Raw genomic sequence first — 25,890 nt, 5'->3', positions numbered from 1 at the left:
GCACGTGAACACCGCCACCACCGCCCTCTCCCGCCCCGCCCGCGTCAGCCGCGAGGTGCGCAGCCTGCTGACCCTGGCGCTGCCGATCATGATCGGCCAACTGGCGACCACCGCCATGGGCTTCGTCGATGCGGTGATGGCCGGGCGTGTGAGCCCACGAGACTTGGCGGCGGTGGCCTTGGGCAATTCGATCTGGATTCCGGTGTACCTGCTGATGACCGGCACGCTGCTGGCCACCACGCCCAAAGTCGCCCAGCGCTTCGGCGCCGGCCAACACACCGAGATTGGCCCACTGGTGCGCCAATCCTTGTGGCTGGCGGTGGTGGTCGGGCTCACCGCACTGCTGATGCTGGTGAGTGCCGAGCCGATCCTGCATGCGATGAAGGTCGACCCCGAGCTGATCAAGCCGTGCATGGCCTACTTGCACGGCATCGCCTCCGGCATGCCGGCCATCGCCCTGTATTACGTGCTGCGCTGCTTCAGCGATGGCCTGGGCCGTACGCGGCCGAGCATGGTCATGGGCCTGTGCGGCCTGGCGTTGAATATCCCGCTGAACTACGTGTTCATCTATGGCCACTTCGGTGTGCCGGCCATGGGCGGCGTGGGCTGTGGCTGGGCCACGGCGATCGTGATGTGGGTGATGATGCTCGGCCTGGCTGCCTGGACCCGTTGGGCACCGGCCTACCAAAGCAGCGAGCTGTTCAAGCGTTTCGACTGGCCAAAGTGGTCGGTGATCAAGCGCGTGCTGAGCATCGGCCTGCCGATCGGCATCGCGGTGTTTGCCGAGTCGAGCATCTTTGCGGTGATCGCCCTGCTGATCGGCAGCCTGGGCGCCAACGTGGTGGCCGGGCACCAGATCGCGCTGAACTTCAGCTCGCTGGTGTTCATGATCCCTTACTCGCTGAGCATGGCCGTGACCGTGCGTGTCGGCCAGGCACTGGGCCGTGGCGAGCCGCGTGAAGCGCGTTTTGCCTCTGGGGTCGGCATGGGCACGGCACTGACCTACGCCTGCCTGTCCTGCAGCCTGATGCTGCTGTTTCGCGAGCAGATCGCCACGATCTACACACCGGACCCGTCAGTGATCCACGTGGCGTCGATGCTGATCGTGTTTGCGGCGCTGTTCCAGTTCTCCGACGCGATCCAGGTCACCGCCGCTGGCGCGCTGCGTGGCTACCAGGACACGCGAGTGACCATGGTGCTGACCTTGTTCGCTTACTGGGGCGTGGGCTTGCCGGTGGGTTATGCCCTGGGGCTGACCGATTGGCTGGGCGCCGCCAGCGGGCCAAGCGGCCTGTGGCAGGGGCTGATCGTGGGCTTGAGCTGCGCCGCCGCGATGCTGGTGATCCGCCTGACACGCAGCGCGCGCCGGCGGATTCGCCTGGCTTAATCGGCCTTCTTGCGAATCCAGTACAGGTACGTACCGGCCTGTTCCTGCTGACCCACCAGTTCGTGGTCAAGGAACACGCAGAACTTGGGAATATCGCGGCGGGTCGACGGGTCGGTCGCGATCACCTTGAGCAAGCCGCCGGGCGGCAGGTCGCGGATGTGCTGGTGCAGCATCATCACAGGCTCAGGGCAGTTGAGACCGGTGGCGTCGAGCACGGCGTCTACAGGCAAATCGAGGGGCTGATTCATACATCACTCCTGAAACAGACCCGCTCTCCTGTGGGAGCGGGCTTGCCCGCGATGACGGGGGCACATTCAACATAGTTTTCTACTGTTATACCGCTATCGCAGGCAAGCCAGCTCCCACATTAAACCTCAGCGGGCCTTCGGTTTCTTCACATCCACCAGCCGACGCAGATGGCAGGTCACTTCCTCGCGGTCGTGATACAGCTGCTTGCAGCCGATCTCCACGCGAATGCCGCGCGCCTTGAAGCCGTCTTCGATGCGTTCCAGCAGGCGCTTCACTTCAGCGTAACGCTGCTTCATCGGCAACTTCAGGTTCACCACCGCTTCACGGCAATAACCTTCGCCGATCCAGGTTTCCAGCAGCGCCGCGTTGCGTGCGGGCTTCTCGACGATATCGCAGACCATCCAGTCCACCGGCTGCTTGGGCACGAAGGTGAAGCCGTCGGCCATCAAGTGCTGCACCAGGCCGGTGTCCATCAGGCTTTCGGCCATCGGGCCGTTGTCGATGGCGGTCACCAGCATGCCACGGTTGACCAGTTGCCAGGTCCAACCGCCCGGCGCTGCGCCGAGGTCGACGCCGGTCATGTCGCCGTGCAAACGCTCATCCCACTGGTCGCGGGGGATGAAGTGGTGCCAGGCCTCTTCCAGCTTCAGGGTCGAACGGCTGGGCGCGTCGCGCGGGAACTTGAGGCGCGGGATGCCCATCGGCCACATCGCCGAGTTGTTCGACTCGGCCAGGCCCATGAACACTTCGCGGCCACTCTTGAAGGTCAGCAGCAGGCGCGGCTTGCTCGGGTCGTCGACCAGCTTGCCGGCGTTCAGTAACGCCTTGCGCAGGTGCACTTCGAATTTCTTGCAGAAGTTCGACAGTTCCTTGCCGTCGTTGGTGTCGACCATCTCCAGCCACAGGCTGCCACACACCGGGAAGCCTTGCAGGTGCGCAAGGATCACGCTGATGCGGTCGGTTTCCGGCAGGTCGATAAACACCCCGCGCGCCCACTGCCTTGGGAAGATCAGCTCGGCAAAGCGCTGGCCGTGCATCAGGCGCTGGGCGCCGTCCTCGATGGTGCAGACAAATTCGGCGCAGGCGCTGCCGGTCTTGGTCTTGGCATAGCCGGAAACGTTCAAGCGCGCGGCGTGTTCCGCGATCTCGGAACAGACTTCGCCTTCAAAACCCGGGCGGCAGTGCATAAAAAGGGTGTTCATCAACTCTCCTGGTGACTCAACCGGCATTGCTCTATCGCAATACCTGTCATGAAAACGCGCGCATGATAGCCGAGTTCGGAACCTTGGACTTAACGATAGAGTCCAGTTATTAGCCTGCTAATGAAAACAGCGCTAAGTTGAAAGCTCTGTTCGTCCCGTCAGGTCCGTAGCCGTGCGGACCATAAGGAGTCATGTAATGTCATCCCTTGATAGCCTGAGAACCCTTAAAACACTGCAAATCGACGCCAAAACCTACCATTACTTCAGCTTGCCCGAAGCCGCCAAGAGCCTGGGCGACCTGGACAAGCTGCCGATGTCCCTCAAGGTGCTGCTGGAAAACCTGCTGCGCTGGGAAGACAACAAAACCGTCACTGGCACCGACCTCAAAGCCATCGCCGCCTGGCTCAAAGAACGCCAGTCCGACCGCGAGATCCAATACCGCCCGGCCCGCGTGCTGATGCAAGACTTTACCGGCGTACCCGCCGTGGTCGACCTGGCCGCCATGCGCGCCGCCGTGGCCAAGGCCGGTGGCGACCCGCAGCGCATCAACCCGCTGTCGCCCGTGGACCTGGTGATCGACCACTCGGTGATGGTCGACAAATTCGGCAGCACCAGCGCGTTTGAGCAGAACGTCGACATCGAAATGCAGCGTAACGGCGAACGCTACGCCTTCCTGCGTTGGGGCCAAAGTGCCTTCGACAACTTCAGCGTGGTGCCACCGGGCACCGGCATCTGCCACCAGGTCAACCTCGAATACCTCGGCCGCACGGTGTGGACCAAGGACGAAGATGGCCGCACCTACGCCTTCCCCGACACCCTGGTGGGCACCGACTCGCACACCACCATGATCAACGGCCTCGGCGTACTCGGCTGGGGCGTGGGCGGGATCGAAGCGGAAGCGGCGATGCTCGGCCAGCCGGTGTCGATGCTGATTCCGGAAGTGATCGGCTTCAAGCTCACCGGCAAACTCAAGGAAGGCATCACCGCCACTGACCTGGTGCTGACCGTCACCCAAATGCTGCGTAAAAAAGGCGTGGTGGGCAAATTCGTCGAGTTCTATGGCGACGGCCTGGCCGACCTGCCTTTGGCCGACCGCGCCACCATCGCCAACATGGCCCCGGAATACGGCGCCACGTGCGGCTTTTTCCCGGTGGATGACGTAACGTTGGACTACCTGCGCCTGTCGGGTCGCCCGGCAGAAACCGTCAAGCTGGTGGAGGCTTACACCAAGGCCCAGGGCCTGTGGCGTATCGCTGGCCAGGAGCCGGTGTTCACCGACACCCTGGCGCTGGACATGGGCAGCGTAGAAGCCAGCCTAGCCGGGCCGAAACGCCCGCAGGACCGTGTTTCCCTGCCGAATGTGGCTCAAGCCTTCAGCGATTTCCTCGACCTGCAATTCAAACCGACCAACAAAGAAGAAGGCCGCCTGGAAAGCGAAGGCGGCGGTGGTGTTGCGGTGGGCAATGCCGATCTGGTGGGCGAGACCGATTATGAGTACGACGGCCGCACCTATCGCCTGAAAAACGGCGCCGTGGTGATTGCCGCCATTACTTCGTGCACCAACACCTCCAACCCCAGCGTGATGATGGCTGCGGGTCTGGTGGCGAAAAAAGCCGTGGAAAAAGGCCTGACCAGCAAACCGTGGGTGAAAACCTCGCTGGCGCCCGGCTCCAAAGTGGTCACCGACTACTACAAGGCGGCGGGCCTCACCCAATACCTGGACACACTCGGCTTCGACCTTGTGGGTTATGGCTGCACCACCTGCATCGGTAACTCCGGCCCACTGCCTGAGCCCATCGAAAAAGCCATCCAGAAAGCCGACCTCGCCGTCGCCTCGGTGCTGTCCGGCAACCGCAACTTTGAAGGCCGCGTTCACCCGCTGGTGAAAACCAACTGGCTGGCCTCGCCGCCCCTGGTGGTCGCCTATGCGTTGGCCGGCACCGTGCGTATCGATATCAGCAGCGAGCCGCTGGGCGAAGGCAAAGACGGCAAGCCGGTGTACCTGAAAGACATCTGGCCAAGCAGCCAGGAAATCGCCGACGCCGTGGCGCAAGTCAGCACCGGCATGTTCCACAAGGAATACGCTGCGGTGTTTGCCGGCGACGAACAGTGGCAAGCAATTGAAGTGCCGCAGGCGGCAACCTATGTGTGGCAGCAGGATTCCACTTACATCCAGCACCCGCCGTTCTTCGACGACATTGCCGGGCCACTGCCGGTGATCAAAGACGTCAAAGGCGCCAACGTGCTGGCGTTGCTGGGCGATTCGGTGACCACCGACCACATCTCCCCTGCCGGCAACATCAAAACCGACAGCCCCGCCGGCCGCTACCTGCGCGAGCAGGGCGTGGAGCCGCGTGACTTCAACTCCTACGGTTCACGCCGGGGCAACCATGAAGTGATGATGCGCGGCACGTTTGCCAATATCCGTATTCGCAATGAAATGCTCGGCGGCGAAGAAGGCGGCAACACGCTGTACATCCCCACCGGCGAGAAAATGCCGATTTACGACGCGGCCATGAAGTATCAGGCCTCAGGCACGCCGCTGGTGGTGATTGCCGGCCAGGAATACGGCACCGGTTCAAGCCGCGACTGGGCGGCCAAGGGCACCAACCTGCTGGGGGTCAAGGCGGTGATCGCCGAAAGCTTCGAGCGGATTCACCGTTCCAACCTGGTGGGCATGGGCGTGCTGCCGTTGCAGTTCAAGCTGGATCAGAACCGCAAGGCGCTCAAACTGACCGGCAAGGAGAAGGTCGACATTCTTGGGCTGACCGATGCCGAGATCGAGCCACGAATGAACCTGACGCTGGTGATTACGCGCGAGGATGGCAGCACCGAAAAGGTCGACGTGCTGTGCCGGATTGATACCCTCAATGAGGTGGAATACTTCAAGTCGGGTGGGATTCTGCACTATGTGCTGCGCCAGCTGATCGCCTCTTAAGAGCGACGCAGATCAAATGTGGGAGCTGGCTTGCCTGCGAAAGGGGTGGGTCAGCCAACATTTATATAGCTGATACTCCGCCATCGCAGGCAAGCCAGCTCCCACAGTTTTGATCAGATTCCAGGCATGAAAAAGGCGCTGCATCTTTCGATACAGCGCCTTTTTCATGGTGTGCGGTTTAGCTGAACAACCACTTCCACAACAACACCAGCACCACCACCGCCAGCACTGGCCGCGCAATGCGGTAGGCCTTGGGATGCTTGCGCTTCCACTGCTTGACCACACCACTGAACTTGTCGCTGAACGTTTTGCTCCAGGCATACGCCTGGTTGATCCCGCCCACGCGTTCGTCGTCGAGGTTCTGCGGCGCAGTCGCCCGGCCCAGTTGCTTGCTGACCCAGCGGTTGATGCGGGTCATCACGCGATTGCTCAACGGGCGTTCGATGTCGCAGAACAGGATCACGCGGGTCTGGTCGGTTTCGTTCTTCACCCAGTGCACGTAGGTTTCGTCGAACATCACGTCTTCACCGTCGCGCCAGGCGTAGACCTGGCCGTCGACGAAGATGCGGCAGTCGTCGGAATTGGGCGTGGACAGCCCCAGGTGATAGCGCAGCGAACCGGCAAACGGGTCGCGGTGCGGGTTGAGGTGGCTGCCGCCCGGCAACAGCGCGAACATCGCGCCCTTGACGTTGGGAATGCTGCTGACCAATGCCACGGTTTTCGGGCACAGTGCCTCGGCCGAGGGCAGCGGCTTGTCGTACCACTTAAGGTAAAAACGCTTCCAGCCTTTCTTGAAGAACGAACCGAAACCGGCGTCGTTGTTCTTTTCGGCGGCGCGGATGTATCCCTCGTCGAACAGGTGCATGGCCTCTTCGCGGATCACTTCCCAATTGTCCTTGAGTACATCCAGTTCCGGGAACTTGCTGCGGTCCAGGTACGGCTTGGACGGCACGGCCGAGAACAGGTACATCAGGGCGTTATACGGAGCGAACAGCGCCGAATGGTTGACGAACTGGCGCAACATCGGCAAACGGGCCTTGCCACGCAAGTGCACGTACAAAATGCTGCCGATAAACAACAGCAGCACCGACAGTTTGGCGGCCAAAGAAAAGGTCATGCAGCAACTCCTGGAAAAAAGCGCCTGGCCAACAGCCTCCCATCAACGGGAAACCAGACGTAACAGCCGGCCATGATAAACACTTGGGCCATTATGCAGAAGGCCCAGGCCGACCGGCTGACATACATCAACACCCTGGGGCCCGTGTGGCTTGCAGGCTTGTTGTGGCGAGCGGGCTTGCCACAACAGCCCCACTCACCCCAACAAACCCAGAGAATCGATCAAGCCTGGGTTTCTTGCTCGGTAAACAAATCGCTGAACAGCATGCTCGACAGGTAGCGCTCACCGGAGTCCGGCAGGATCACCACGATGGTCTTGCCCTGCATTTCCGGCTTCTCGGCCAGGCGCACGGCCACGGCCATGGCGGCACCGCAGGAAATACCGCACAAAATCCCTTCTTCCTGCATCAAGCGCAGGGCCATGGCCTTGGATTCGTCATCGGTCACCAGTTCAACGCGGTCAACCATCGACAAATCGAGGTTTTTTGGCACGAAACCGGCGCCAATGCCCTGGATTTTATGCGCGCTCGGCTTGATCTCCTCACCGGCCAGCGCCTGGGTGATCACCGGCGAGACGCTCGGCTCCACGGCCACCGACAGAATCGGCTTGCCGGCAATGTTCTTGATATAGCGCGAAACCCCGGTAATGGTGCCGCCGGTGCCGACACCTGCGACCAGCACGTCCACGGCGCCATCGGTGTCGTTCCAGATTTCCGGGCCGGTGGTTTTCTCGTGGATCGCCGGGTTGGCCGGGTTTTCGAACTGGCCCGGCATAAAGTAGGTGGCCGGGTCGCTGGCGACGATCTCAGCGGCTTTTGCGATGGCGCCTGGCATGCCCTTGGCCGGTTCAGTCAACACCAGCTCGGCGCCCAAGGCCTTGAGCACTTTACGTCGCTCGATGCTCATCGACGCCGGCATCGTCAGCAGCAGCTTGTAGCCACGGGCGGCGGCGACAAACGCCAGGCCAATGCCGGTGTTGCCGGACGTCGGTTCTACAATGGTCATGCCCGGCTTGAGTTTGCCGGTGCTTTCAGCGTCCCAGATCATGTTTGCGCCAATGCGGCACTTCACCGAATAGCCCGGGTTACGCCCCTCGATCTTGGCCAGGATGGTCACGCCACGCGGTGCGATGCGGTTGATCTGAACCAGGGGCGTGTTACCGATGGAGTGCGCGTTGTCTGCAAAGATACGGCTCATGACGGGTCCTTAAGGCAATTTCAAGAAGGCCCCAAGGGTATGCCTCAGGCCTTTAGGCGTCCAGTCAGAGGAACGTTGCGCCCGTGTGTGCGGTCCATCGCCTATAACGTTGGAGGACCTGCACATGAAACGTCGTTACAGTGGGCTGCTATGGATTGTCGCCGTACTGGTGGTAGTACTGATTGCCCTGGACCTAGCCCTGCCCTACCTGGTGCGCAATTACCTGAACGACAAGCTCGCCGACATGGGCGACTACCGTGGCCAAATCACCGATGTGGACGTGGCCCTGTGGCGCGGCGCCTATAAGATCAACGGCCTGCAGATCGTCAAGGTTGATGGCAAGGTGCCTGTACCGTTCGTCAAGGCGCCGCTGATCGACCTCTCGGTGAGCTGGCATTCGCTGTGGTACGACCATGCCGTGGTCGCCGAGGTGCAGTTCATCAAGCCGGAGCTGAACTTCGTCGACGGCGGCAACCAACAGGCGTCCCAGACCGGTAAAGGCACCGACTGGCGCGAACAGCTGAGCAAGCTGTTGCCGATTACCCTCAACGAAGTGCGCATCCAAGACGGCAAGATCACCTTCCACAACTTCAACTCCAAGCCGCAGGTGAATATCAACGCCACGTCGGTCAATGCCAGCCTCTACAACTTGACCAATGTGGTCGACATCAAAGGCAAGCGTGACGCCAGCTTTGAAGGCAAGGCCCTGCTGCAAGGCCAGGCGCCGCTGGAAGCCAACGCGACTTTCGACCCGCTGAGCAACTTCGAAGACTTCGAATTCCGCTTTCGCGCCAAGGATTTGCAACTCAAACGCATGAATGACTTCGCCTCGGCCTACGGCAAATTCGACTTCAAGGCCGGCACCGGCGATGTGGTGATCGAAGCCCAGGCGGAAAAAGGTCAACTGAGCGGCTACATCAAACCGCTGCTGCGCAATGTGGAAGTCTTCGACTGGCAGCAAGACGTTGAGAACAAAGACAAAAACATCTTCCGCTCGATCTGGGAGGCCGTGGTCGGCGCCAGCGAGACGGTGTTAAAAAACCAGAACAAAAACCAGTTTGCCACCCGCGTCGAACTCAGTGGCAGCGTGCACCAGCAAAATATCAGCGCGTTCTCTGCGTTTTTGGCGATTTTACGCAATGGTTTTATCCAGGCGTTCAATGCTCGGTATGAACAGCCCAAACCTAGCGCTAATTAAATGTGGGAGCGGGCTTGTGTGGGAGCTGGCTTGCCTGCGATAGCATCAACTCGGTGTAACAGATAACCCGAGTTGCCTGCATCGCGGGCAAGCCCGCTCCCACACAAGCCCGCTCCCGCATGTGGACTGTGATGTGACCGGCCATTCAGAGACTGAATAACCCGTCTGCGTTCACAGTCGCCGGGGCTGCGCGGTATAGTCCGGGCATTGATGAATTCGAGGAATGACCGATGAAGTTCGAAGGCACCCAGGCCTATGTGGCTACCGATGACCTGAAACTGGCCGTCAACGCCGCCATCACCCTGGAGCGGCCGCTGCTGGTCAAGGGCGAGCCCGGCACCGGCAAGACCATGCTCGCCGAGCAACTGGCCGAATCCTTCGGCGCCAAGTTGATCACCTGGCACATCAAATCCACCACCAAGGCGCATCAAGGCCTCTACGAGTACGACGCGGTCAGCCGCCTGCGCGACTCGCAACTGGGCGTGGACAAAGTGCACGACGTGCGCAACTACCTGAAAAAGGGCAAGCTCTGGGAAGCCTTCGAGTCCGAAGAACGGGTGATTCTGCTGATCGACGAAATCGACAAGGCCGACATTGAGTTCCCCAACGACTTGCTGCAAGAACTCGACAAGATGGAGTTCTACGTCTACGAAATCGACGAGACCATCAAGGCCAAGAAGCGCCCGATCATCATCATTACCTCCAACAACGAAAAAGAGCTGCCGGACGCGTTCCTGCGCCGCTGCTTCTTCCACTACATCGCGTTTCCCGACCGCACCACCCTGCAAAAGATCGTCGATGTGCACTACCCGAACATCAAGAAAGACCTGGTCAGCGAAGCACTGGATGTGTTTTTCGACGTGCGCAAAGTGCCCGGCCTGAAGAAAAAGCCGTCCACCTCCGAACTGGTCGACTGGCTCAAGTTGCTGATGGCCGACAATATCGGCGAAGCCGTGCTGCGCGAACGCGACCCCACCAAAGCCATCCCGCCGTTGGCCGGCGCGCTGGTGAAGAACGAGCAAGACGTTCAGTTGCTGGAACGCCTGGCATTCATGAGCCGTCGCGGTAATCGATAATGTTGCTCAACCTGTTCAACGAGATGCGTGCCGCCAAGGTGCCGGTGTCGGTGCGTGAACTGCTCGACCTGATCAACGCGCTTAAACAGCGCGTGACCTTCGCCGACATGGACGAGTTTTACTACTTGGCCCGCGCGATTCTGGTCAAGGATGAACGGCATTTCGACAAGTTCGACCGCGCGTTCGGTGCCTATTTCAACGGCCTGGAAAAACTCGACGACCACCTGCAGGCGTTGATCCCCGAAGACTGGCTGCGCAAGGAATTCGAACGCTCGCTGAGCGATGAAGAGCGCGCGCAAATCCAGTCCCTCGGCGGCCTGGACAAGCTGATCGAAGCATTCAAGAAACGCCTGGAAGAACAGAAAGAACGCCACGCCGGTGGCAACAAGTGGATCGGCACCGGCGGCACCAGCCCGTTCGGCTCAGGTGGCTACAACCCGGAAGGCATTCGTGTGGGTGATGCCGGCAAGCGCCAGGGCAAGGCGGTGAAAGTCTGGGACCAGCGCGAGTACAAGAACCTCGACGATCAGGTGGAACTGGGCACGCGCAACATCAAGATCGCCCTGCGCCGCCTGCGCAAATTCGCGCGCCAGGGTGCGGCCGAAGAGCTGGATATCGACGGCACCATCGACCACACCGCGCGCGATGCCGGATTGTTGAATATCCAGATGCGCCCGGAGCGGCGCAACACCATCAAGCTGTTGTTGCTGTTCGATATTGGCGGCTCGATGGACGCCCATGTAAAGATCTGCGAGGAGCTGTTCTCCGCGTGCAAGACCGAGTTCAAGCACCTGGAGTACTTCTACTTCCACAACTTCGTGTACGAATCGGTGTGGAAAAACAACGGGCGCCGCACCTCGGAGCGCACGTCCACCCAGGACTTGCTGCACAAGTATGGCGCCGATTACAAAGTGATCTTTATCGGCGATGCGTCGATGGCACCCTATGAAATCACCCAGGCCGGCGGCAGCGTCGAGCACTGGAATGAAGAGCCTGGGTATGTGTGGATGCAGCGCTTCATGGCCAAGTACAAGAAGCTGATCTGGATAAACCCGTACCCGAAGGACACGTGGGGCTATACCGCGTCGACGGAGATTGTGCGCGAGTTGGTGGAGGATCAGATGTACCCGCTGACATTGCGCGGGTTGGAAGAAGGGATGCGCTTTCTCTCCAAATAGATCGTTCCCACGCTCCGCGTGGGAATGCCTCTTGTGACGCTCTGCGTCACGCTTTGGGACGCAGAGCGTCCTGGGCTGCATTCCCACGCAGAGCGTAGGAACGATCATTTAAAAATCGCTGCAAAAAGTCGACATGTTGCCGATGCGCTGTCTCCTGCACCACCGGCACCAAGCGCACCTTCTCCCCCGGCAAACACTGCGCCAGCCGCGCCAGTGCCAATGGCGTCAATGCGCCTAAACGCGGGTAGCCGCCGATGGTCTGCCGATCATTAAGCAACACAATCGGCTGCCCATCCGGCGGCACCTGGATCGCCCCCAACGGAATGCCCTCAGAGATCAACGACGGCCCCTGATACTGCAACGGCGTGCCCAGCAGGCGCATGCCCATGCGGTCCGCGCGGCTGTCCAAAGCCCATTCAGTGTTGAAGGCATCGAACAAACTCTGCCCGCTGAACTGGCCGATCTGCGCGCCGACTATCACCTCCAGCGGCGCCTTGGCGGGTAAATCTGGCGCATTCAGCACTTTCATCGCACCGCCCGTACCGGAGTAAGCCAAGCGCCCGCCCTCGGCCAACGCCTTGCCGAAACCGTCCACCCCGCCCAATTCTTCACGCACCACCGTGGCGCAACTGCCCAGCACATCCGGCGCATCAAACCCACCCGGCGCCGCCAGGTAAGCCCGTGCCCCGCTGAAAGGCTGGGTAAAGCGCAGACGCTGGCCCTTTTGCAGGATAAAACTGCGCCCCGGGCTGATCGCACGCTCATCGACATACGCGCCCAGATCCGCACCGGCCAATGCCAGCAGGCAATAGTCCTCGGCCTGCACGGTAAACCCGCCGAGGGTGATTTCCACCACCGGCGCATCCAATGCATTGCCCAGCAGCCAGTTGGCCCAGGACATCGACACCCAATCCAGCGCGCCGCCCTGGGTCACGCCCAGGTGCCGCACGCCAAAGCGACCGGCGTCCTGCAACAGGCACAGCGGCGTGCTGGCCTCGATCAACAAGTGGCTCATGCGTGCGCCTCCAACGGCGTGTCATCGCCACCCAGGTTGATAAATTCGGCGCGGCCAACCGCTTCGAAACGCACCGTATCGCCGGGCTGCATCAGGCTGTAGCCGTCGCGTTCGCGGTCGAACAACTTGGCCGGGGTGCGGCCGATCAGGTTCCAGCCACCCGGCGAGACCACCGGGTACGCAGCGGTTTGCCGTTCGGCGATGCCGACGCTGCCGGCCGCCACGCGTTTGCGCGGGGTATTCAGGCGGGGCGTGGCGAGCACTTCATCCACCAACCCCATAAAGGCAAAACCGGGGGCAAAGCCGAGGGCGAACACTTGGTATTGGTGGGCGCTGTGGCGGCGGATCACGTCCTCTACCGGCAGGCCGCTGCGCTGGCTGAGCAGGGTCAGTTCCGGGCCGACACTAAGGTCGTACCACACCGGCAACACATGACACTGGCCGCTGCCCTGGGCCTGAGGCTGCAGGTCGGTCAGCGCGTGGCCGATCAACTCCCTGGCCTGGGCCGGGCTCAATGCGGTGAGGTCGTAATGCACCATCAGCGTGGTGTAAGACGGCACCAAATCCACCAATGCCGCGCCAAACCCCTCGCGCAGGCGTTGAGTGGCGGCGAGCATCCACGGCATGTTGGCTTCGGCAATCGCATCAAACAGACGCACCATCAGGCAGTCGATCGCCACCACTTCAATGCGTGCCTTCATGCTGGCTTCAACGCCTCGCGGATGCGCTTTACAGCGGCCACCGAACTGGCGTTATCGCCGTGCACACACAGGGTGTTGGCCTGCAACACCAAGGCGCTGCCATCGCTGGCAGTCAGGGCTTCGCCACGGGAAATGGTCAGCGCCTGCTGCACGATGGTCTCTGAATCATGGTGGACGGCGCCCGGCAACTGGCGCGAGACCAAGTGCCCTTTGTGGTCGTAGGCGCGGTCGGCGAAGGCCTCAAACCACAGGGTCACCCCATATTCATCGCCCAGGGCCTGGGCCGCGCTGTTGTCGCGGGTGGCCAGCAGCATCAGCGGCAGGTCGCCATAAGCCGCGACAGCCTGGATCACCGCACGCAATTGCGCAGGGTTAGCCATCATGTCGTTGTACATCGCGCCATGGGGTTTGACGTAGCTGACCCGGCCGCCTTGCGCGCGGCAGATGCCGTCGAGGGCGCCGATCTGGTAGTGCAACAGGTCCTGGATTTCCTGCGGTGTGTAGGCCATGGAGCGGCGGCCGAAGCCTTGCAGGTCCTGATACGCCGGGTGCGCACCCACTTGCACGCCATGCTTGAGGGCCAGGCTGACGGTCTTGCGCATGATGCTCGGGTCACCGGCATGAAAGCCGCAGGCCACGTTGGCGCAATCAATGAACGGCATGACCTCGGCGTCCAGACCCATGGTCCAGTTGCCAAAGCTTTCGCCGATGTCGCAATTCAGTAGCAGACGGCTCACGGTGGGTGCTCCTGTAGGCTTTATAGTTTTTGTAGTGTGGGATTTTTCACGCAGAACTGGCAACTTGTCCTCACACCCCAACGACGCTTATCGTGGAATAGCTCGATTTTTGGCGCTGACACGGTTCGGCGTCCAACTAATAAAAACCGATCCATGCATAAGAAAAGTTGATCCCATGAATTTGAAGTTCCTCGAAACCTTCGTCTGGGTGGCCAAGCTCAAGAGCTTTCGCCTGACGGCGGAGAAACTGTTCACCACTCAGGCCTCGATCTCCAGCCGCATTGCCGTGCTCGAGAGCGAGTTGGGCGTGAAGCTGTTTCTGCGCGATTCGCGCGGTGTGAGCCTGACCCCGGAAGGCTTGAAGGTGCTCGATTACGCCGAGCAGATGATGGTGACCATGCAGGGTTTGAAGCAGTCCCTGGAAACCACCAGCAGCAAAGTCGGGCGGATTCGCATCGGGGCGATGGACACGGTAATTCACACGTGGCTCAGCCCGTTGGTGGCCGAATTGATGGACCACTTCCCGCGGGTAGAAATCGAGCTGGTCGCCGATACTGCATTGAACCTCAGCGATCAGCTGCAAAAAGGCTTCCTCGATTTAATCCTGCAAACCGACCTGCTGCGCCTCGAAACCGTGCGCAGCCTGGAACTGGCCAGCCACCCGATGGCCTGGATCGTCGCCAGCCACTCCCTCTACAACCGCGACTACGCGTCCCTCGCCGAACTGGCCCAGGAGCGCATCATCACCTACTCGAAAAACTCCCACCCACACCAGGACGTGCTGAGCCTGATGCAGGCCAACGGTGTGGCCGCGCCGCGCATGAACTGCGTGAATTCGGTGTCGGCGATTACCCGCCTGCTGCGCGATGGCTTCGGCATTGGCGCACTGCCGCCGGTGCTGGTCAGCGAGGAACTGGCGCGTGGGGAATTGGTGATGTTGCCGATGGCGCAGAAGCTACCGAATTTGCAGGTGGTGGTGTCATGGCGTGTGGGTGTGGAATTGGTGGAGGAGATTGTAGGGCTGTGCCAGAAGGTGGTGGCGCGGTATGCCGAAGAGGTCGGCGAAGAGCACATGGTGCTGGCCAAACCCGATTGATCGTTCCCACGCTCTGCGTGGGAATGCCTCTTGTGACGCTCCGCGTCACGCGTTGGGACGCAGAGCGTCCTGGGCTGCATTCCCACGCGGAGCGTGGGAACGATCATCAAAGGCCTTTGAGGTCTCGCTCTTCAATCGGCCGGCTCTGGCGCAGGCGCTTGCCGCCCAACACCACCCAGTCGATCAAGCGGAACAGGCATTCAATACCGAACGACAACAGCATCGCCCCGCCCAAGCCCCAGCCCATCGCCTCCGGCGTCAGCAGGATCTGGTAGCTGTAGCCGTTCCAGGTTTCCAGGCGAATATCCGGGTCCGCCGCCACCGCCACTTGCAGGACGCGGATGTACCACGGGCCTTGCATGGCCTGAAATTGCTTGTCCAACGCAACTTGGCGATCAAGCAGGGTTCCCAAGCTATTGGCGTCGCTCTGGAACACCGGATCATCACTGGCGCGGTAATGCGCCACCAGCGCCTTCAAATCACCATTGAAGAACTGCCGTGCGGTGGTTTCAAACCCGCTGAGGCCGGTCTGGGCCTCGATCAGGTGGGCCTCGACGCGCTTGGCGTAATCGTTGATAAACCCCGGCACTTGCACACCAACCAACAAGCCAATGGCAAACAGCACCAACCGCAGATAACTGAGCAGCATGGTCGATATCCTTACTCGGTAATGCCCTGGCTGACGCATTCACCGCGTCGCCACAGGCTCCATTGGCCCGGTTCATAGCGGGTCCAGTTTTCATTGTCGGTCAACGGCTCGGTGGCGATCACCGTGACTACATCATTTGGCGTGGTTTCGGCCTGAAAATCGACGATCACGTCGACATCTTTCAAGCGCGCCGGGCCAAACGGTGCGCGCCGGGTAATCTGCGCCAGTTTGGTCGAGCAATAGCAAAACAGCCAGTCGCCGTCGCTGAGCAGGCAGTTAAACACGCCTTTGCTGCGGTATTCGGCGCAGGCGGCGATCAGGTCCGGCAGCACGTGTTCGATCTCCACCGGCTCCGGGAAGGCTTCGCGCACCCGGTTGAGCAGGTCGCAGAACGCCGCTTCGCTGTCGGTGTCGCCCACCGGCCGGTAGAACGTGGCGCGCGGGTTGAAGTCCGCCAGTTGGCCGTTATGCGCAAAACACCAGTTGCGGCCCCACAGCTCACGTACGAACGGGTGGGTATTGGCCAGGCTCACCTTGCCCACATTGGCCTGACGGATATGGCCAATCACCACTTCACTTTTGATGGGGTAACGCTGCACCAGCAGCGCGACTTGCGACTCACTGCTGGCGGCCGGGTCCTGAAACAGACGCAGGCCACGGCCTTCATAGAAGGCGATACCCCAACCGTCGCGGTGGGGGCCGGTACGCCCGCCCCGCTGCATCAGCCCGGTAAAGCTGAACACGATGTCGGTTGGGACGTTGGCACTCATGCCCAATAATTCACACATGCCAGGGCTCTCGCTGCAGGGCGGACAACGTTAAAGGCGCGGCTCGACCCGCATACCGCTGGCAGGTGCCGGGCGACGGAATGGCTCGTCGTCTTCGTCCACGGGCTCGGCGGCCAGAGCGGCGTCGGCAGCCGCCTTGCGCTCATACCGGGCATTCGCGGCGCGCTCGATGGGCCAGCGAATCAACACAAACACGATATACACGGCAAACGCGATCATCGTGTACATGAACAGATCGGAGATGGCCCGCCAGGCGTTATTGCCGACATGCAGCACCAAATCCAACGCCGTGATCGCCACGGCCGGCGCGAACTGGGTCTTGACCGGGTCGACGATGGTCGGGCTGAACAGCAGCACCGCCATCAGCAACTGCAGCGGCTCGCGCAGCCAGCGCCAGAGCCAGCGGGTCATGCGCCACCACACCAACAGGCAGCCCAAAGCGGCGAAGGCGTAAAGGCCCCAAGCGGTCAGATAGTCGTTCTCGGTCATGGTGTCCATGGCAAGGTAGGCAAACAGGCGGCTATGATAACGGCTTTTGCGTGTCTCGGCTGCAATGCCTGCCACCATCCGCCAGACAGAGAGTGATCCATGCCTTCATCGACCCCCATCACTGCCGCCCCAATTGCCCGCAAGGCCGAAGGCCAGGACCCGTACGCCTGGCTGCAAGCGCGTGACACAGCTGAAGTCCTCGATTACCTCAAGGCCGAAAACGCCTGGCAGCAAGCGCAACTCGCCGATCAGCAGGCGCTGCGCGAAACCCTGTTCGAAGAGATCAAGGGCCGCATTCTCGAAACCGACCTGTCGCTGCCCTCGCCGTGGGGCCCGTACCTGTATTACACGCGCACCACGGCCGGTGACGAATACGCCCGCCATTACCGCTGCCGCCGCCCGGCCGATGACAGCAACGTTGTGGACGACAGCAGCGAAGAACTGCTGCTCGACCCCAACGTGCTGGCCAATGGCGGCTTTTTCTCCCTGGGCGCGTTCAGCATCAGCCCCGACCATCAGCGCCTGGCCTACAGCCTGGACACCAGCGGTGAAGAGATTTACACCCTGTACGTGAAGGAATTGGCCAACGGCAAAGTCAGCGAACTGGAGTTCGAAGACTGCGACGGCAGCATGACCTGGGCGAATGACAGCCTGACGCTGTTTTTCAGCGAGTTGGACGACACCCATCGCCCGCATAAGCTTTATCGCTACCGCCTGGACGGCACGGCGGCGCAGGAAGTGTTCCACGAACCTGACGGACGTTTCTTCCTGCATTGCTACCGTTCCAGTTCCGAGCGCCAATTGCTGCTGGCCCTGGGCAGCAAGACCACCAGCGAGATCTGGGCGCTCGACGCCGACCAGCCGCACCTCGACTTCGCCTGCCTGGCGCCACGGGTTGAAGACCATGAATACGATGTCGACCATGGCAAGCTCGACGGCGAATGGACCTGGTTTATCCGCAGTAACCGCGACGGCATCAACTATGCGCTGTTCGTCGCCGCCGACACCGGCAGCGTGCCGACTGAAGATCAATGGCAGAACCTGATCCCGCACAGCGATGAGGTGATGCTCGACGGCGTAAGCCTGAATGCCAGCGCCATGACCCTGAGCTTGCGCATCGGTGGCCTGCCGGTGATCGAAGTACATCCTCAAGACGTACCGGCCTACCGCGTGGAATTGCCTGACGCCGCCTACAGCCTTTACGTACAAAACAGCCTGGAATTTGCGAGCGACAAGATCCGCCTGCGTTACGAAGCCCTGAACCGTCCGGCCCAAGTGCGCCAGCTTGAATTGGCGAACGGCGCGCAAGCGGTGCTTAAGGAAACCCCGGTACTGGGTGTGTTCAACGCCGACGACTACGTCAGCCAGCGCTTGTGGGCCACCTCCGCCGACGGCACCCAGGTGCCGATCAGCCTGGTGGTCAAGCGCGACCAGCTGGGTAAACCGACGCCGCTGTACCTCTACGGTTACGGCGCCTACGGCCATAGCCTTGACCCATGGTTCTCGCATGCACGCCTGAGCCTGCTGGACCGCGGCGTGGCGTTTGCCATCGCGCATGTACGCGGCGGCGGTGAACTGGGTGAAGCCTGGTATCGAAACGGCAAACAGGAACACAAGCAGAACACCTTCAGCGACTTCATCGCCTGCGCCGAGCACTTGATCGCCGAAGGCCTGACCACCTCCAAGCAGCTGGCGATCAGCGGCGGCAGTGCCGGTGGTTTGTTGATCGGCGCAGTGCTCAACCAGCGCCCCGAGCTGTTCCAGGCGGCAATTGCCGAAGTGCCGTTTGTCGATGTGCTCAACACCATGCTCGACCCCGAGCTGCCGCTGACCATCACCGAGTACGACGAGTGGGGCAACCCGCAAGCGCCCGAGGTGTACGAACGCATCAAGGCTTACGCGCCGTATGAAAACGTCAGCGCCCAGGCCTACCCGGCCACGCTGGTCATCGCCGGTTACAACGACAGCCGCGTGCAGTACTGGGAAGCGGCCAAGTGGGTGGCCAAATTGCGCGATACCAAGACGGACGACAACCTGTTGCTGCTCAAGACCGAATTGGGTGCCGGCCACGGTGGCATGAGCGGTCGTTACCAGGGATTACGTGACGTAGCGCTCGAATATGCATTTGTGTTCAAGTCGCTGGGGTTGGTTTAAGGAACTTCGTACGGCGGTCCTGTCTGAACACACAGACCGCCTACTTGATTGATGGACCAAGATTGCAGCTATGCCACAACCAACTCTACTCAACGACGAAATCCGCGACATGCTGATGGACTGCGGGCTGTTCGACCCCTTGTTGCCGGAAGATTTTCACGTCGCTGCCGGCTACTTCAATATCAGCAGCATTGCCCGTGATGAAGCGATCTTCCTGGAGGGCGACGCCGGCACGTTCATGTGCATCATCCACAGCGGCCAGGTGGCCGTGCAAAAGACCAACCACGACGGCCAGCGCCTGACCATCGCCACCCTGCGCAGTGGTCGAGCCTTTGGCGAAATGGCCGTGCTTGACGGCGAACGGCGTTCTGCCAGTTGCATCGCGGCCAGTGATTGCGTGTTGCTGAACCTGGGCAAGGATTCCCTGGAAAAAATGCTCAACGAAACGCCCAGGGTTGCGGCCAAGATCATCCGCGCGATTGCCATCGCCTTGTCCAAGCGCCTGCGCATGGCCGACGGGCAATTACTCTCCCAACAGTTTTAACCGCCGTGCGTTTTCGGCTTGCTGTCATTTTGCAGCAGGCCGGGCACGCTCTGGTCTTTGGGCGGCGTCGGCAGCACGATCGGCACCAGCGCGGGTGAGCCGTTCGCCGTGGCTTTGGGCGCGATGGGCGGGGTGACTTGCGGGTACGGCGTGGGCGTCGGCGTGCCCGGCGCGCCGGGGGTTGGCGCGGGTGCGACCGGCACGGTTTGCAACTCCTGGGCTTGCGCTGCACCCAATGTGAGCGCGCCAAGCACAATGACCGTTAGAATGCTGCACTTCATCGATGGCTCCATGGCCTGACCGGAATGTCGTAAGGCTACTCCCAACCGCGCAAGAATGCCCTTCCCAATGAGATTTCCATGAAACGTTTCGTTCTGCTGGACACCACTCCGATCCCCGATAACGGCGGTGCCTTGTGCCTGTTCGAATACGGCGAGGATTTTGTCATCAAGATCCAGGGCGGTGACGGCGGCCAGTTGATGAACACGCGCATGCACGGTTCCGAAGACGCACTGGCGGAAATTCCCTGCCGCAAAGTCGCCGGGCGCCCGGGTTCGCGCGTGCTGATCGGCGGGTTGGGCATGGGCTTTACCCTGGCGTCGGCACTCAAGCATTTAGGCAAGACCGCCGAAGTGGTGGTCGCCGAATTGGTGCCCGGCGTGGTGGAATGGAACCGTGGGCCACTCGGTGAAAAGTCCGGCCGCCCGCTGCTGGACCCGCGCACCGTGATCCGCATGGAAGACGTAGCGAAAGTGCTGCAGGCCGAGCCTCAGGGCTTTGACGCGATCATGCTCGACGTGGATAACGGCCCCGAAGGCCTCACGCAAAAAGCCAACAGCTGGCTCTACTCTGCCGGCGGCCTGGCCGCCTGCGCCAAGGCCCTGCGCCCCAAAGGCGTGCTGGCCGTGTGGTCGGCCAGCGCCGACAAGCTGTTCAGCGACAAGCTGCGCAAGGCCGGTTTCAAGGCCGAAGAAGTGCAGGTGTTCGCCCATGGCAACAAGGGCACCCGGCACACCATCTGGATTGCCGAGAAGCTCAAGGCCTGAGCACGACCCTCCAAACACAAGAAATCCCCACATTTTTGTCCTGTGTCAGCCTCGGGATTTGCGGTAATCGATCACGTACGGCAGTTTTTTCTCGAAGGTCTTCTTCAGCTCAGCCTGGTCCAGCGGGGTCATGCCGCCCAACTGATGGGCAGTGAAACCGCTGTCACCCACCTGTGAACCCGGCGCCAGGCTGACCATGCGCTGGGCGACGGCTTCGATAGCGTCCTTGTAGCCGCCTTTCTTGTTCAGGTTGAAGGCGCTCAGGTCGATCTGCGTGCGCAGCCAGTTACCCCAGTAAAACTCCAGAAACTCCGGTGCAACCGCGCCATCGTCCGGTTTGCCGTAGGCGGCTTTGCGGGTGAAATACACCAGGCTGCGGAAGGTATCGTCCTGCAGGTTTTTGAAGCCCAGGTGCGCCGGCAATTGCTGCGGTGCCAGCGCCTGCCCGTGATTGTCCTTAAGCCAGACCTTGCGCGCGGCCTGCATGCGCTGCCAGAAAGTGGCCATGTCCGGGCTGTTGCTGAAGTCGTCGGTCACCTTGACCCACATTTTCAACTGTGGGCCGCCGCCAGGCACTTCCCACAAGGTGGTGAAGCTGTGGTGACCGTCGGTCAGGTACAACTGGCCGCCAGGGCCCACCACCACGGTTTTCATGTCGTCGGGATGGGTGCCCACAGGGCTCTTGCAGCTAAAGCTGGCAGGGCGCAGCAGGTCGGCGTTCTTGGGCACCTTGTCGGCGTCGCCCTGGCCGTTGGTTTCACAGTATTCGTCGAAGACCTTGGCCGGTTTGTCGGCGAATAACCCCAGGCTGTAATAAATTTGATCGAAGCCCACCACGGCCTGGGTCGGGTGCAGTTGTTCGAGGGCTACCTCAATCACCTGGCCGGGCTTGGGCGCGGAGAACGCCTGGGCTTGAGCCGCCAGGACGCTGAGTAGCAGTGCTACGGGCCATGTGTAGAGACGCATTGGTTTCAGATCCTTGTGAATGAAGTGAGCCGATACTACAAACGATTGCCGCCGCCAGGCTGTACCGTTGCTGAAAAAGCCAGCAGTCATTTACCCCGCAAGCGGCTAGAATCAACCCTAACCGTGAACCCCCAAATAGCCAGGAGCCATGATGAGCTCGACCAACCCGCCCTCCCACACCGCCAAGCTGGACCGCATCCTCGCCGATGCCCAGCGCGACCGGGAAATGGGCTACCGCGACAAAGCCCTGAAAATGTACCCCCACGTATGTGGCCGTTGCGCCCGTGAATTCGCCGGCAAACGCTTGAGCGAGCTGACCGTACACCACCGCAACCACAACCATGATGACAACCCTCAGGACGGCTCCAACTGGGAGTTGCTCTGCCTGTATTGCCACGACAACGAACACTCGCGATACACCGACCAGCAGTATTTCGGCGAAGGCTCCACCAGCAGCCCGACGATTGCCAAGGCAACGCACAACCCGTTTGCGGCGTTGGCGGGGTTGATGAAAAAGGACGACTGAGGTTCGTCGTTGCCTGCTATGGCCTCTTCGCGAGCAAGCCCGCTCCCACATTTGGAACGCATTCCCCTGTGGGAGCCGGGCTTGCCCGCGATAGCGATCGCCCAAGCAACCCAACAGCCCAAGCCGTATAATCGCCGTTTTTCTCCAAGGCACCCTTCCCCGTGGGCAATAAACGCTACAGCTGCATCGGTCTGTATAACCCCAAATCCCCCGAAAACGTCGGTTCGGTGATGCGTGCCGCCGGCTGCTACGGCGTGGCCTCGGTGTTCTACACCGGCGTGCGTTACGAGCGCGCCCGGGATTTCATCACCGACACCAAGAAAGTCCACCACGACATTCCGCTGATCGGCATCGACGACCTGAAAAAGATCCTGCCGCTGGGCTGCATTCCGGTCGCCGTGGAGCTGGTCGAAGGCGCCCGCCCGCTGCCCGAATACACGCACCCCGACCGCGCGCTGTATATCTTCGGCCCCGAAGACGGCTCGCTGGACAAAGAGATCCGCGACTGGTGTGAAGACGTGGTGTACATCCCGACCACCGGCTGCATGAACCTCGCCGCCACGGTCAATGTGGTGCTCTACGACCGCCTGGCCAAGGGCAACAACACCCGCTCGGGCCCCAAGTACTGATTTTTCGGGAACATCCGGCGCCCGCAAACAGTCAGCTACTTACACTTGCCCTTGTTGGAGACAGATCATGAGCGACAGCAAAACCCTGCGACCTATCATCGAACACACCCCGTTTGAAACCCAGCCCACCCAGAACGTGCACGGCTGGGAACGCATCGGCTCGGTGGCCGGAGGCGTGATGATGGTCGGCAAAGGCCTGCGCCGTGGCGGGATCTTCGGCCTGATCCAGGTGGCAATTGGCGGTGTAGCGCTGGTGCGCGGTGTCACCGGGCACAGCTCGCTCAAAGACAAGCTGGAGCAGGGTCGCCAGGAAATGAACAGCGTGCGCACGAAGATCGAGCGCGCTGGGCAAGAGTTGAAAAACCTGAAGACCAAGGCCGAAGTCGCGGCTGAAAAAGCCACCAAAACCACCGGCTGACACCACGCTCCAACCTATTGGAGATCTAAATGTGGGAGCGGGCTTGCTCGCGAAAGCGGTGAATCAGTCGCCAACTATTTGGCTGACACACCGTATTCGCGAGCAAGCCCGCTCCCACATTTTTGCTTTGTGTATGGCTTTGGATCAGCGCAGCAGTTTGCTATCGAGCACCACCGAAGACTCGCCGATCACGCTCTCGGCCAACTGCACAAACTCTTTGGTGGTAATACTGTTCGCCCGCATCACCGCCTGTGCGAGGTCATCCAGCGAGCGCTTGTTGTGGGTCTTCACGCGAATCTCGCGGTCCAGCTCCTGCAGCACCACCACCGCCCGCGCCACGGTCGCACCGCTGACGTGCTCGCCACGCAGGGTGGTCACGTCCTTGCCCTCTTTGCTCAAGCGCGCCTGAATCGCGGCATACCGCTCATCGGTGATCCCCCCCGCACGGCGCAGCAGTTCGATGGCGTAATACTCGCCAAGCCCCTCGCTGATCCAGTCACTCGTGTCGTGATCGTTAAAACGCCCGATAGCCTGCACCACCTCACGGATCAATGGGCTGCTGCCGTTCTCGCTGACCAACGGCGTGCGGCTGTTGAGGTAGACCGAGTCGCGCGAGGCAAACACGCCACGGCGCATCGGGTCGCTGGCGCCCACCACCAGCAGCTTGGCCGGGTGACGCGGGAACGCCGCTTCAACCTGCGGCCAAACGAACGTCAGCAAGGTCAGCACATCCATGCGACGCATGGCCTGGCCTTTGGGCGAGGCCACGGTGACGTCGGTTTCGCCCAGGCGCACGCGACGGCTGCCGAGGGTGCCGGCGAGCATCCAGCCAGTGGGCCGGTCGAACAGGCGGGACACATTGTCGATACGGAATGTGTTCTTGCCGACACGCGGCCAGGCGGTTTCGATGCTTTTCCAGCCCGCTGGCAACTCGAATATCAGGCGCGAGACCAGTTCGACGCCGTCCTGCTGGTCGAGCCGCGCTGCCGGCACCAGGTCTTCACCGCGAAACAGCGCCCAACTGGGGGTCATCCGCGCCTCATAGAGGCCCGGTTTACGCGCGTGGGTGAGGCGTACGCGGTAGGTCAGGCTGGCCTTATCGGGCGTCGGCTGCCACAGGCCACGGTGACCGGTGACTTTCCATTGGCCATCGGCCTTGAAGTCGCTGTAGTCACCCTCGTGGCCCAGGTCGAAGTCCAGGCTGCGCACCGCCGAGCCCTGAGACAGGCTCACGCGCACCTCGGCCTGATCACTCTGGGGCAGCAGTTTGACGTGGTAGTCCAGGTCGACTTTCTTCGCGCACCACGCAGGCAGGCTCAGCGCCAGCAACACGAAAGAGGCCGCCAGCTTGGTTACCACCGTCATACACACTCCTTTTTTCAGCCCGCGCGAAAGATCAGGTAATCCTCCCAGTCGTCTTCAGGCACGCTGCCTTCGGCGAGCATACGGCCGGACTGGGAAATGCGTTCATGGTGCACGGCGTCGCGGTCACCACAGACCAGGTGGTGCCACAGTGGCAAGTCCTTGCGCTCGCTGACCAGGCGGTAACCGCAGGTCGGCGGCAGCCATTTGAACTGGTCGGCCTGGCCCGGCGTGAGCTGGATGCAATCGGGCACCGAGGCGCGGCGGTTGGGGTAGTCGGTGCACTGGCAGGTGTTCAGGTCGAGCAGTTTGCACGCGATACGCGTGTAATAGACGCTGTTGTCCTCCTCATCCTCAAGCTTTTGCAGGCAACACAGGCCACAGCCGTCGCACAACGACTCCCATTCCTCCTGGTCGAGGTGTTCAAGGGTTTTGCGTATCCAGAAAGGTTCGACTTTGGCGGCCATGGCTCTACATCAGTATCGGTAGGTGAAAAGGCCGCCAGTCTAGTGCCCAAGGCCCTTGGGGCCAAGCGCTTACGACTGGCGGTGTAACAACACTTGTCAGTCTAGTGGCTGCGCAGTAGCTTTGAACGCCGAATTGACGATCAGGAACAGCCCATGACACGCGTTGCCGATTACCCGATCCACACTCAGTTCACCGAACGCTGGTCGCCCCGCGCCTTCACTGGCGAAAGCATCCCGCAGGACACCCTGCTGAGCTTCTTCGAAGCTGCACGCTGGGCACCGTCGGCGTACAACTCGCAGCCTTGGCGTTTTCTCTACGCGCGCCGCGACACGCCGAACTGGGAACGTTTCCTGGGCCTGCTGAATGAATTCAACCGTAATTGGGCGCAGCATGCGTCAGCCTTGGTGATCATCGCGTCAAAAACCGACTTCACCGCCCCCGGCGCCAGCGAAGAAACCCCGGCCCTATGGCACACCTTCGACACCGGTTCGGCCTGGGGCCACCTGGCGCTGCAAGCCAGCCTCAGCGGCTGGCACACCCATGGCATGGCCGGCTTCGATCAGGAACTGACCCGCAAAGAGTTGAAGATTCCACAAGGTTATGCGCTGCACGCCGCCGTGGCCGTGGGCAAGCTGGGTGACAAGTCGAGCTTGCCGGAGTATCTGCAAGGGCGTGAAACACCCAGCCCGCGCAAGCCGCTGAGCGAGCTGGTGTCTGAAGGGGATTTCAGCCTCTAAGGGCTGATACAACGCTGACAGTGG

At 61.2% G+C, this 25,890-nt stretch carries 27 protein-coding genes; 13 read left to right on the top strand and 14 right to left on the bottom strand.

Going from position 1 to position 25,890, the window contains the following annotated elements; genetic code table 11:
* Positions 1–4 precede the first annotated feature (4 nt).
* Complete coding sequence (locus ACA065_RS08370) at positions 5–1,387, top strand: MATE family efflux transporter (protein WP_497694106.1); 1,383 nt, start codon at positions 5–7, stop codon at positions 1,385–1,387.
* Here the strand turns inward: ACA065_RS08370 and tusA are convergent.
* Complete coding sequence (gene tusA, locus ACA065_RS08365) at positions 1,384–1,635, bottom strand: sulfurtransferase TusA (RefSeq protein ID WP_497694105.1); 252 nt, start codon at positions 1,633–1,635, stop codon at positions 1,384–1,386. The two genes, ACA065_RS08370 and tusA, sit on opposite strands and share 4 nt — an antisense overlap.
* A 126-nt stretch (positions 1,636–1,761) precedes the next feature.
* A complete protein-coding gene (rlmM, locus tag ACA065_RS08360) occupies positions 1,762–2,838 on the bottom strand; it encodes a 23S rRNA (cytidine(2498)-2'-O)-methyltransferase RlmM (RefSeq protein ID WP_497694104.1) in 1,077 nt (358 codons plus the stop codon).
* 196 nt (positions 2,839–3,034) lie between these two features.
* On the opposite strand from rlmM, the gene acnA reads away from it, so the two are divergent.
* On the top strand, positions 3,035–5,776 hold the full coding sequence (gene acnA, locus ACA065_RS08355; protein WP_497694103.1) for an aconitate hydratase AcnA: 2,742 nt from the start codon (positions 3,035–3,037) through the stop codon (positions 5,774–5,776).
* A gap of 178 nt (positions 5,777–5,954) precedes the next feature.
* Here the strand turns inward: acnA and ACA065_RS08350 are convergent, their stop codons facing one another.
* Positions 5,955–6,893 (bottom strand): aspartyl/asparaginyl beta-hydroxylase domain-containing protein, encoded by a 939-nt coding sequence (locus tag ACA065_RS08350; RefSeq protein WP_497694102.1) that lies wholly within the window; start codon positions 6,891–6,893, stop codon positions 5,955–5,957.
* 221 nt (positions 6,894–7,114) lie between these two features.
* A complete protein-coding gene (gene cysK / locus ACA065_RS08345; protein WP_497694101.1) occupies positions 7,115–8,089 on the bottom strand; it encodes a cysteine synthase A in 975 nt (324 codons plus the stop codon).
* Between the two features lie 124 nt (positions 8,090–8,213).
* Here cysK and ACA065_RS08340 point away from each other — a divergent pair, with 124 nt between their 5' ends.
* The 3 genes from ACA065_RS08340 (at position 8,214) to ACA065_RS08330 (ending at position 11,541) form a co-directional block, all read left to right on the top strand.
* Positions 8,214–9,287, top strand: a complete 1,074-nt coding sequence (locus ACA065_RS08340; RefSeq protein ID WP_497694100.1) for a DUF748 domain-containing protein — start codon at positions 8,214–8,216, stop codon at positions 9,285–9,287.
* A gap of 230 nt (positions 9,288–9,517) precedes the next feature.
* Positions 9,518–10,363 (top strand): AAA family ATPase, encoded by an 846-nt coding sequence (locus ACA065_RS08335; RefSeq protein WP_112194072.1) that lies wholly within the window; start codon positions 9,518–9,520, stop codon positions 10,361–10,363.
* Entirely contained in the window at positions 10,363–11,541 is a 1,179-nt protein-coding gene (locus ACA065_RS08330) for a vWA domain-containing protein (RefSeq protein WP_497694099.1), read from the top strand. The genes ACA065_RS08335 and ACA065_RS08330 overlap by 1 nt, the downstream gene beginning before the upstream one ends.
* A gap of 46 nt (positions 11,542–11,587) precedes the next feature.
* Here the strand turns inward: ACA065_RS08330 and ACA065_RS08325 are convergent, their stop codons facing one another.
* The 3 genes from ACA065_RS08325 to ACA065_RS08315 are packed head-to-tail and all read right to left on the bottom strand — an operon-like array spanning position 11,588 to position 13,994.
* Positions 11,588–12,556, bottom strand: a complete 969-nt coding sequence (locus ACA065_RS08325; protein WP_497694098.1) for a 5-oxoprolinase subunit C family protein — start codon at positions 12,554–12,556, stop codon at positions 11,588–11,590.
* A complete protein-coding gene (locus ACA065_RS08320; protein WP_497694097.1) occupies positions 12,553–13,257 on the bottom strand; it encodes a 5-oxoprolinase subunit B family protein in 705 nt (234 codons plus the stop codon). Before ACA065_RS08320 ends, ACA065_RS08325 begins: the two co-directional genes overlap by 4 nt.
* Positions 13,254–13,994 (bottom strand): 5-oxoprolinase subunit PxpA, encoded by a 741-nt coding sequence (locus ACA065_RS08315; protein WP_497694096.1) that lies wholly within the window; start codon positions 13,992–13,994, stop codon positions 13,254–13,256. The genes ACA065_RS08320 and ACA065_RS08315 overlap by 4 nt, the downstream gene beginning before the upstream one ends.
* Before the next feature lie 175 nt (positions 13,995–14,169).
* Here ACA065_RS08315 and ACA065_RS08310 point away from each other — a divergent pair, with 175 nt between their 5' ends.
* Positions 14,170–15,090 carry a LysR family transcriptional regulator gene (locus ACA065_RS08310; protein ID WP_497694095.1) on the top strand — a complete coding sequence of 307 codons (921 nt, stop codon included), beginning with the start codon at positions 14,170–14,172 and terminating at the stop codon, positions 15,088–15,090.
* 106 nt (positions 15,091–15,196) lie between these two features.
* Here the strand turns inward: ACA065_RS08310 and ACA065_RS08305 are convergent, their stop codons facing one another.
* From ACA065_RS08305 to ACA065_RS08295, 3 genes are read right to left on the bottom strand one after another with little or no spacing between them, the layout of a single operon-like run.
* Positions 15,197–15,739: a DUF2937 family protein gene (locus ACA065_RS08305; RefSeq protein ID WP_497694094.1), complete on the bottom strand. Its 543-nt coding sequence runs from the start codon at positions 15,737–15,739 to the stop codon at positions 15,197–15,199.
* An 11-nt stretch (positions 15,740–15,750) separates the two neighbouring features.
* The gene (locus ACA065_RS08300; RefSeq protein ID WP_497694093.1) at positions 15,751–16,527 is read right to left on the bottom strand and encodes a class II glutamine amidotransferase; all 777 of its coding nucleotides are present in this window, start codon (positions 16,525–16,527) and stop codon (positions 15,751–15,753) included.
* A gap of 30 nt (positions 16,528–16,557) precedes the next feature.
* Positions 16,558–17,094, bottom strand: coding sequence for an MFS transporter (locus ACA065_RS08295; protein WP_497694092.1), 537 nt, complete (start codon positions 17,092–17,094; stop codon positions 16,558–16,560).
* Between the two features lie 21 nt (positions 17,095–17,115).
* Between ACA065_RS08295 and ACA065_RS08290 the strand changes: the two genes are divergently transcribed.
* Positions 17,116–19,170: a S9 family peptidase gene (locus ACA065_RS08290; protein WP_497694091.1), complete on the top strand. Its 2,055-nt coding sequence runs from the start codon at positions 17,116–17,118 to the stop codon at positions 19,168–19,170.
* Between the two features lie 70 nt (positions 19,171–19,240).
* A complete protein-coding gene (locus ACA065_RS08285) occupies positions 19,241–19,714 on the top strand; it encodes a cyclic nucleotide-binding domain-containing protein (RefSeq protein WP_497694090.1) in 474 nt (157 codons plus the stop codon).
* Here the strand turns inward: ACA065_RS08285 and ACA065_RS08280 are convergent.
* Complete coding sequence (locus ACA065_RS08280; protein ID WP_497694089.1) at positions 19,711–19,995, bottom strand: hypothetical protein; 285 nt, start codon at positions 19,993–19,995, stop codon at positions 19,711–19,713. The genes ACA065_RS08285 and ACA065_RS08280 overlap by 4 nt on opposite strands.
* A 78-nt stretch (positions 19,996–20,073) precedes the next feature.
* Here ACA065_RS08280 and ACA065_RS08275 point away from each other — a divergent pair, with 78 nt between their 5' ends.
* Positions 20,074–20,760, top strand: coding sequence for a spermidine synthase (locus ACA065_RS08275; RefSeq protein WP_497694088.1), 687 nt, complete (start codon positions 20,074–20,076; stop codon positions 20,758–20,760).
* Positions 20,761–20,805: 45 nt separating this feature from the next.
* Here the strand turns inward: ACA065_RS08275 and ACA065_RS08270 are convergent, their stop codons facing one another.
* Positions 20,806–21,726, bottom strand: a complete 921-nt coding sequence (locus ACA065_RS08270; RefSeq protein WP_497694087.1) for a ParB/Srx family N-terminal domain-containing protein — start codon at positions 21,724–21,726, stop codon at positions 20,806–20,808.
* A 151-nt stretch (positions 21,727–21,877) separates the two neighbouring features.
* Between ACA065_RS08270 and ACA065_RS08265 the strand changes: the two genes are divergently transcribed.
* The 3 genes from ACA065_RS08265 (at position 21,878) to ACA065_RS08255 (ending at position 23,299) form a co-directional block, all read left to right on the top strand.
* Positions 21,878–22,252, top strand: coding sequence for a YajD family HNH nuclease (locus ACA065_RS08265; protein ID WP_003210675.1), 375 nt, complete (start codon positions 21,878–21,880; stop codon positions 22,250–22,252).
* 161 nt (positions 22,253–22,413) lie between these two features.
* Positions 22,414–22,881 carry an RNA methyltransferase gene (locus ACA065_RS08260; protein WP_003189607.1) on the top strand — a complete coding sequence of 156 codons (468 nt, stop codon included), beginning with the start codon at positions 22,414–22,416 and terminating at the stop codon, positions 22,879–22,881.
* A 67-nt stretch (positions 22,882–22,948) separates the two neighbouring features.
* Complete coding sequence (locus tag ACA065_RS08255) at positions 22,949–23,299, top strand: YgaP family membrane protein (RefSeq protein ID WP_497694086.1); 351 nt, start codon at positions 22,949–22,951, stop codon at positions 23,297–23,299.
* 144 nt (positions 23,300–23,443) lie between these two features.
* Here the strand turns inward: ACA065_RS08255 and ACA065_RS08250 are convergent, their stop codons facing one another.
* Positions 23,444–24,664, bottom strand: a complete 1,221-nt coding sequence (locus tag ACA065_RS08250; protein ID WP_497694085.1) for a hypothetical protein — start codon at positions 24,662–24,664, stop codon at positions 23,444–23,446.
* Between the two features lie 14 nt (positions 24,665–24,678).
* The gene (locus ACA065_RS08245) at positions 24,679–25,128 is read right to left on the bottom strand and encodes a YcgN family cysteine cluster protein (protein WP_106576966.1); all 450 of its coding nucleotides are present in this window, start codon (positions 25,126–25,128) and stop codon (positions 24,679–24,681) included.
* Positions 25,129–25,281: 153 nt separating this feature from the next.
* Between ACA065_RS08245 and ACA065_RS08240 the strand changes: the two genes are divergently transcribed.
* Positions 25,282–25,866, top strand: a complete 585-nt coding sequence (locus tag ACA065_RS08240) for a nitroreductase family protein (RefSeq protein WP_497694084.1) — start codon at positions 25,282–25,284, stop codon at positions 25,864–25,866.
* Positions 25,867–25,890: the final 24 nt, after the last annotated feature.

Source organism: Pseudomonas sp. LBUM1640 (assembly GCF_059716225.1).
Note: the sequence above shows the minus strand (reverse complement) of the source record. Positions and strands in the feature narration are given on the sequence as shown.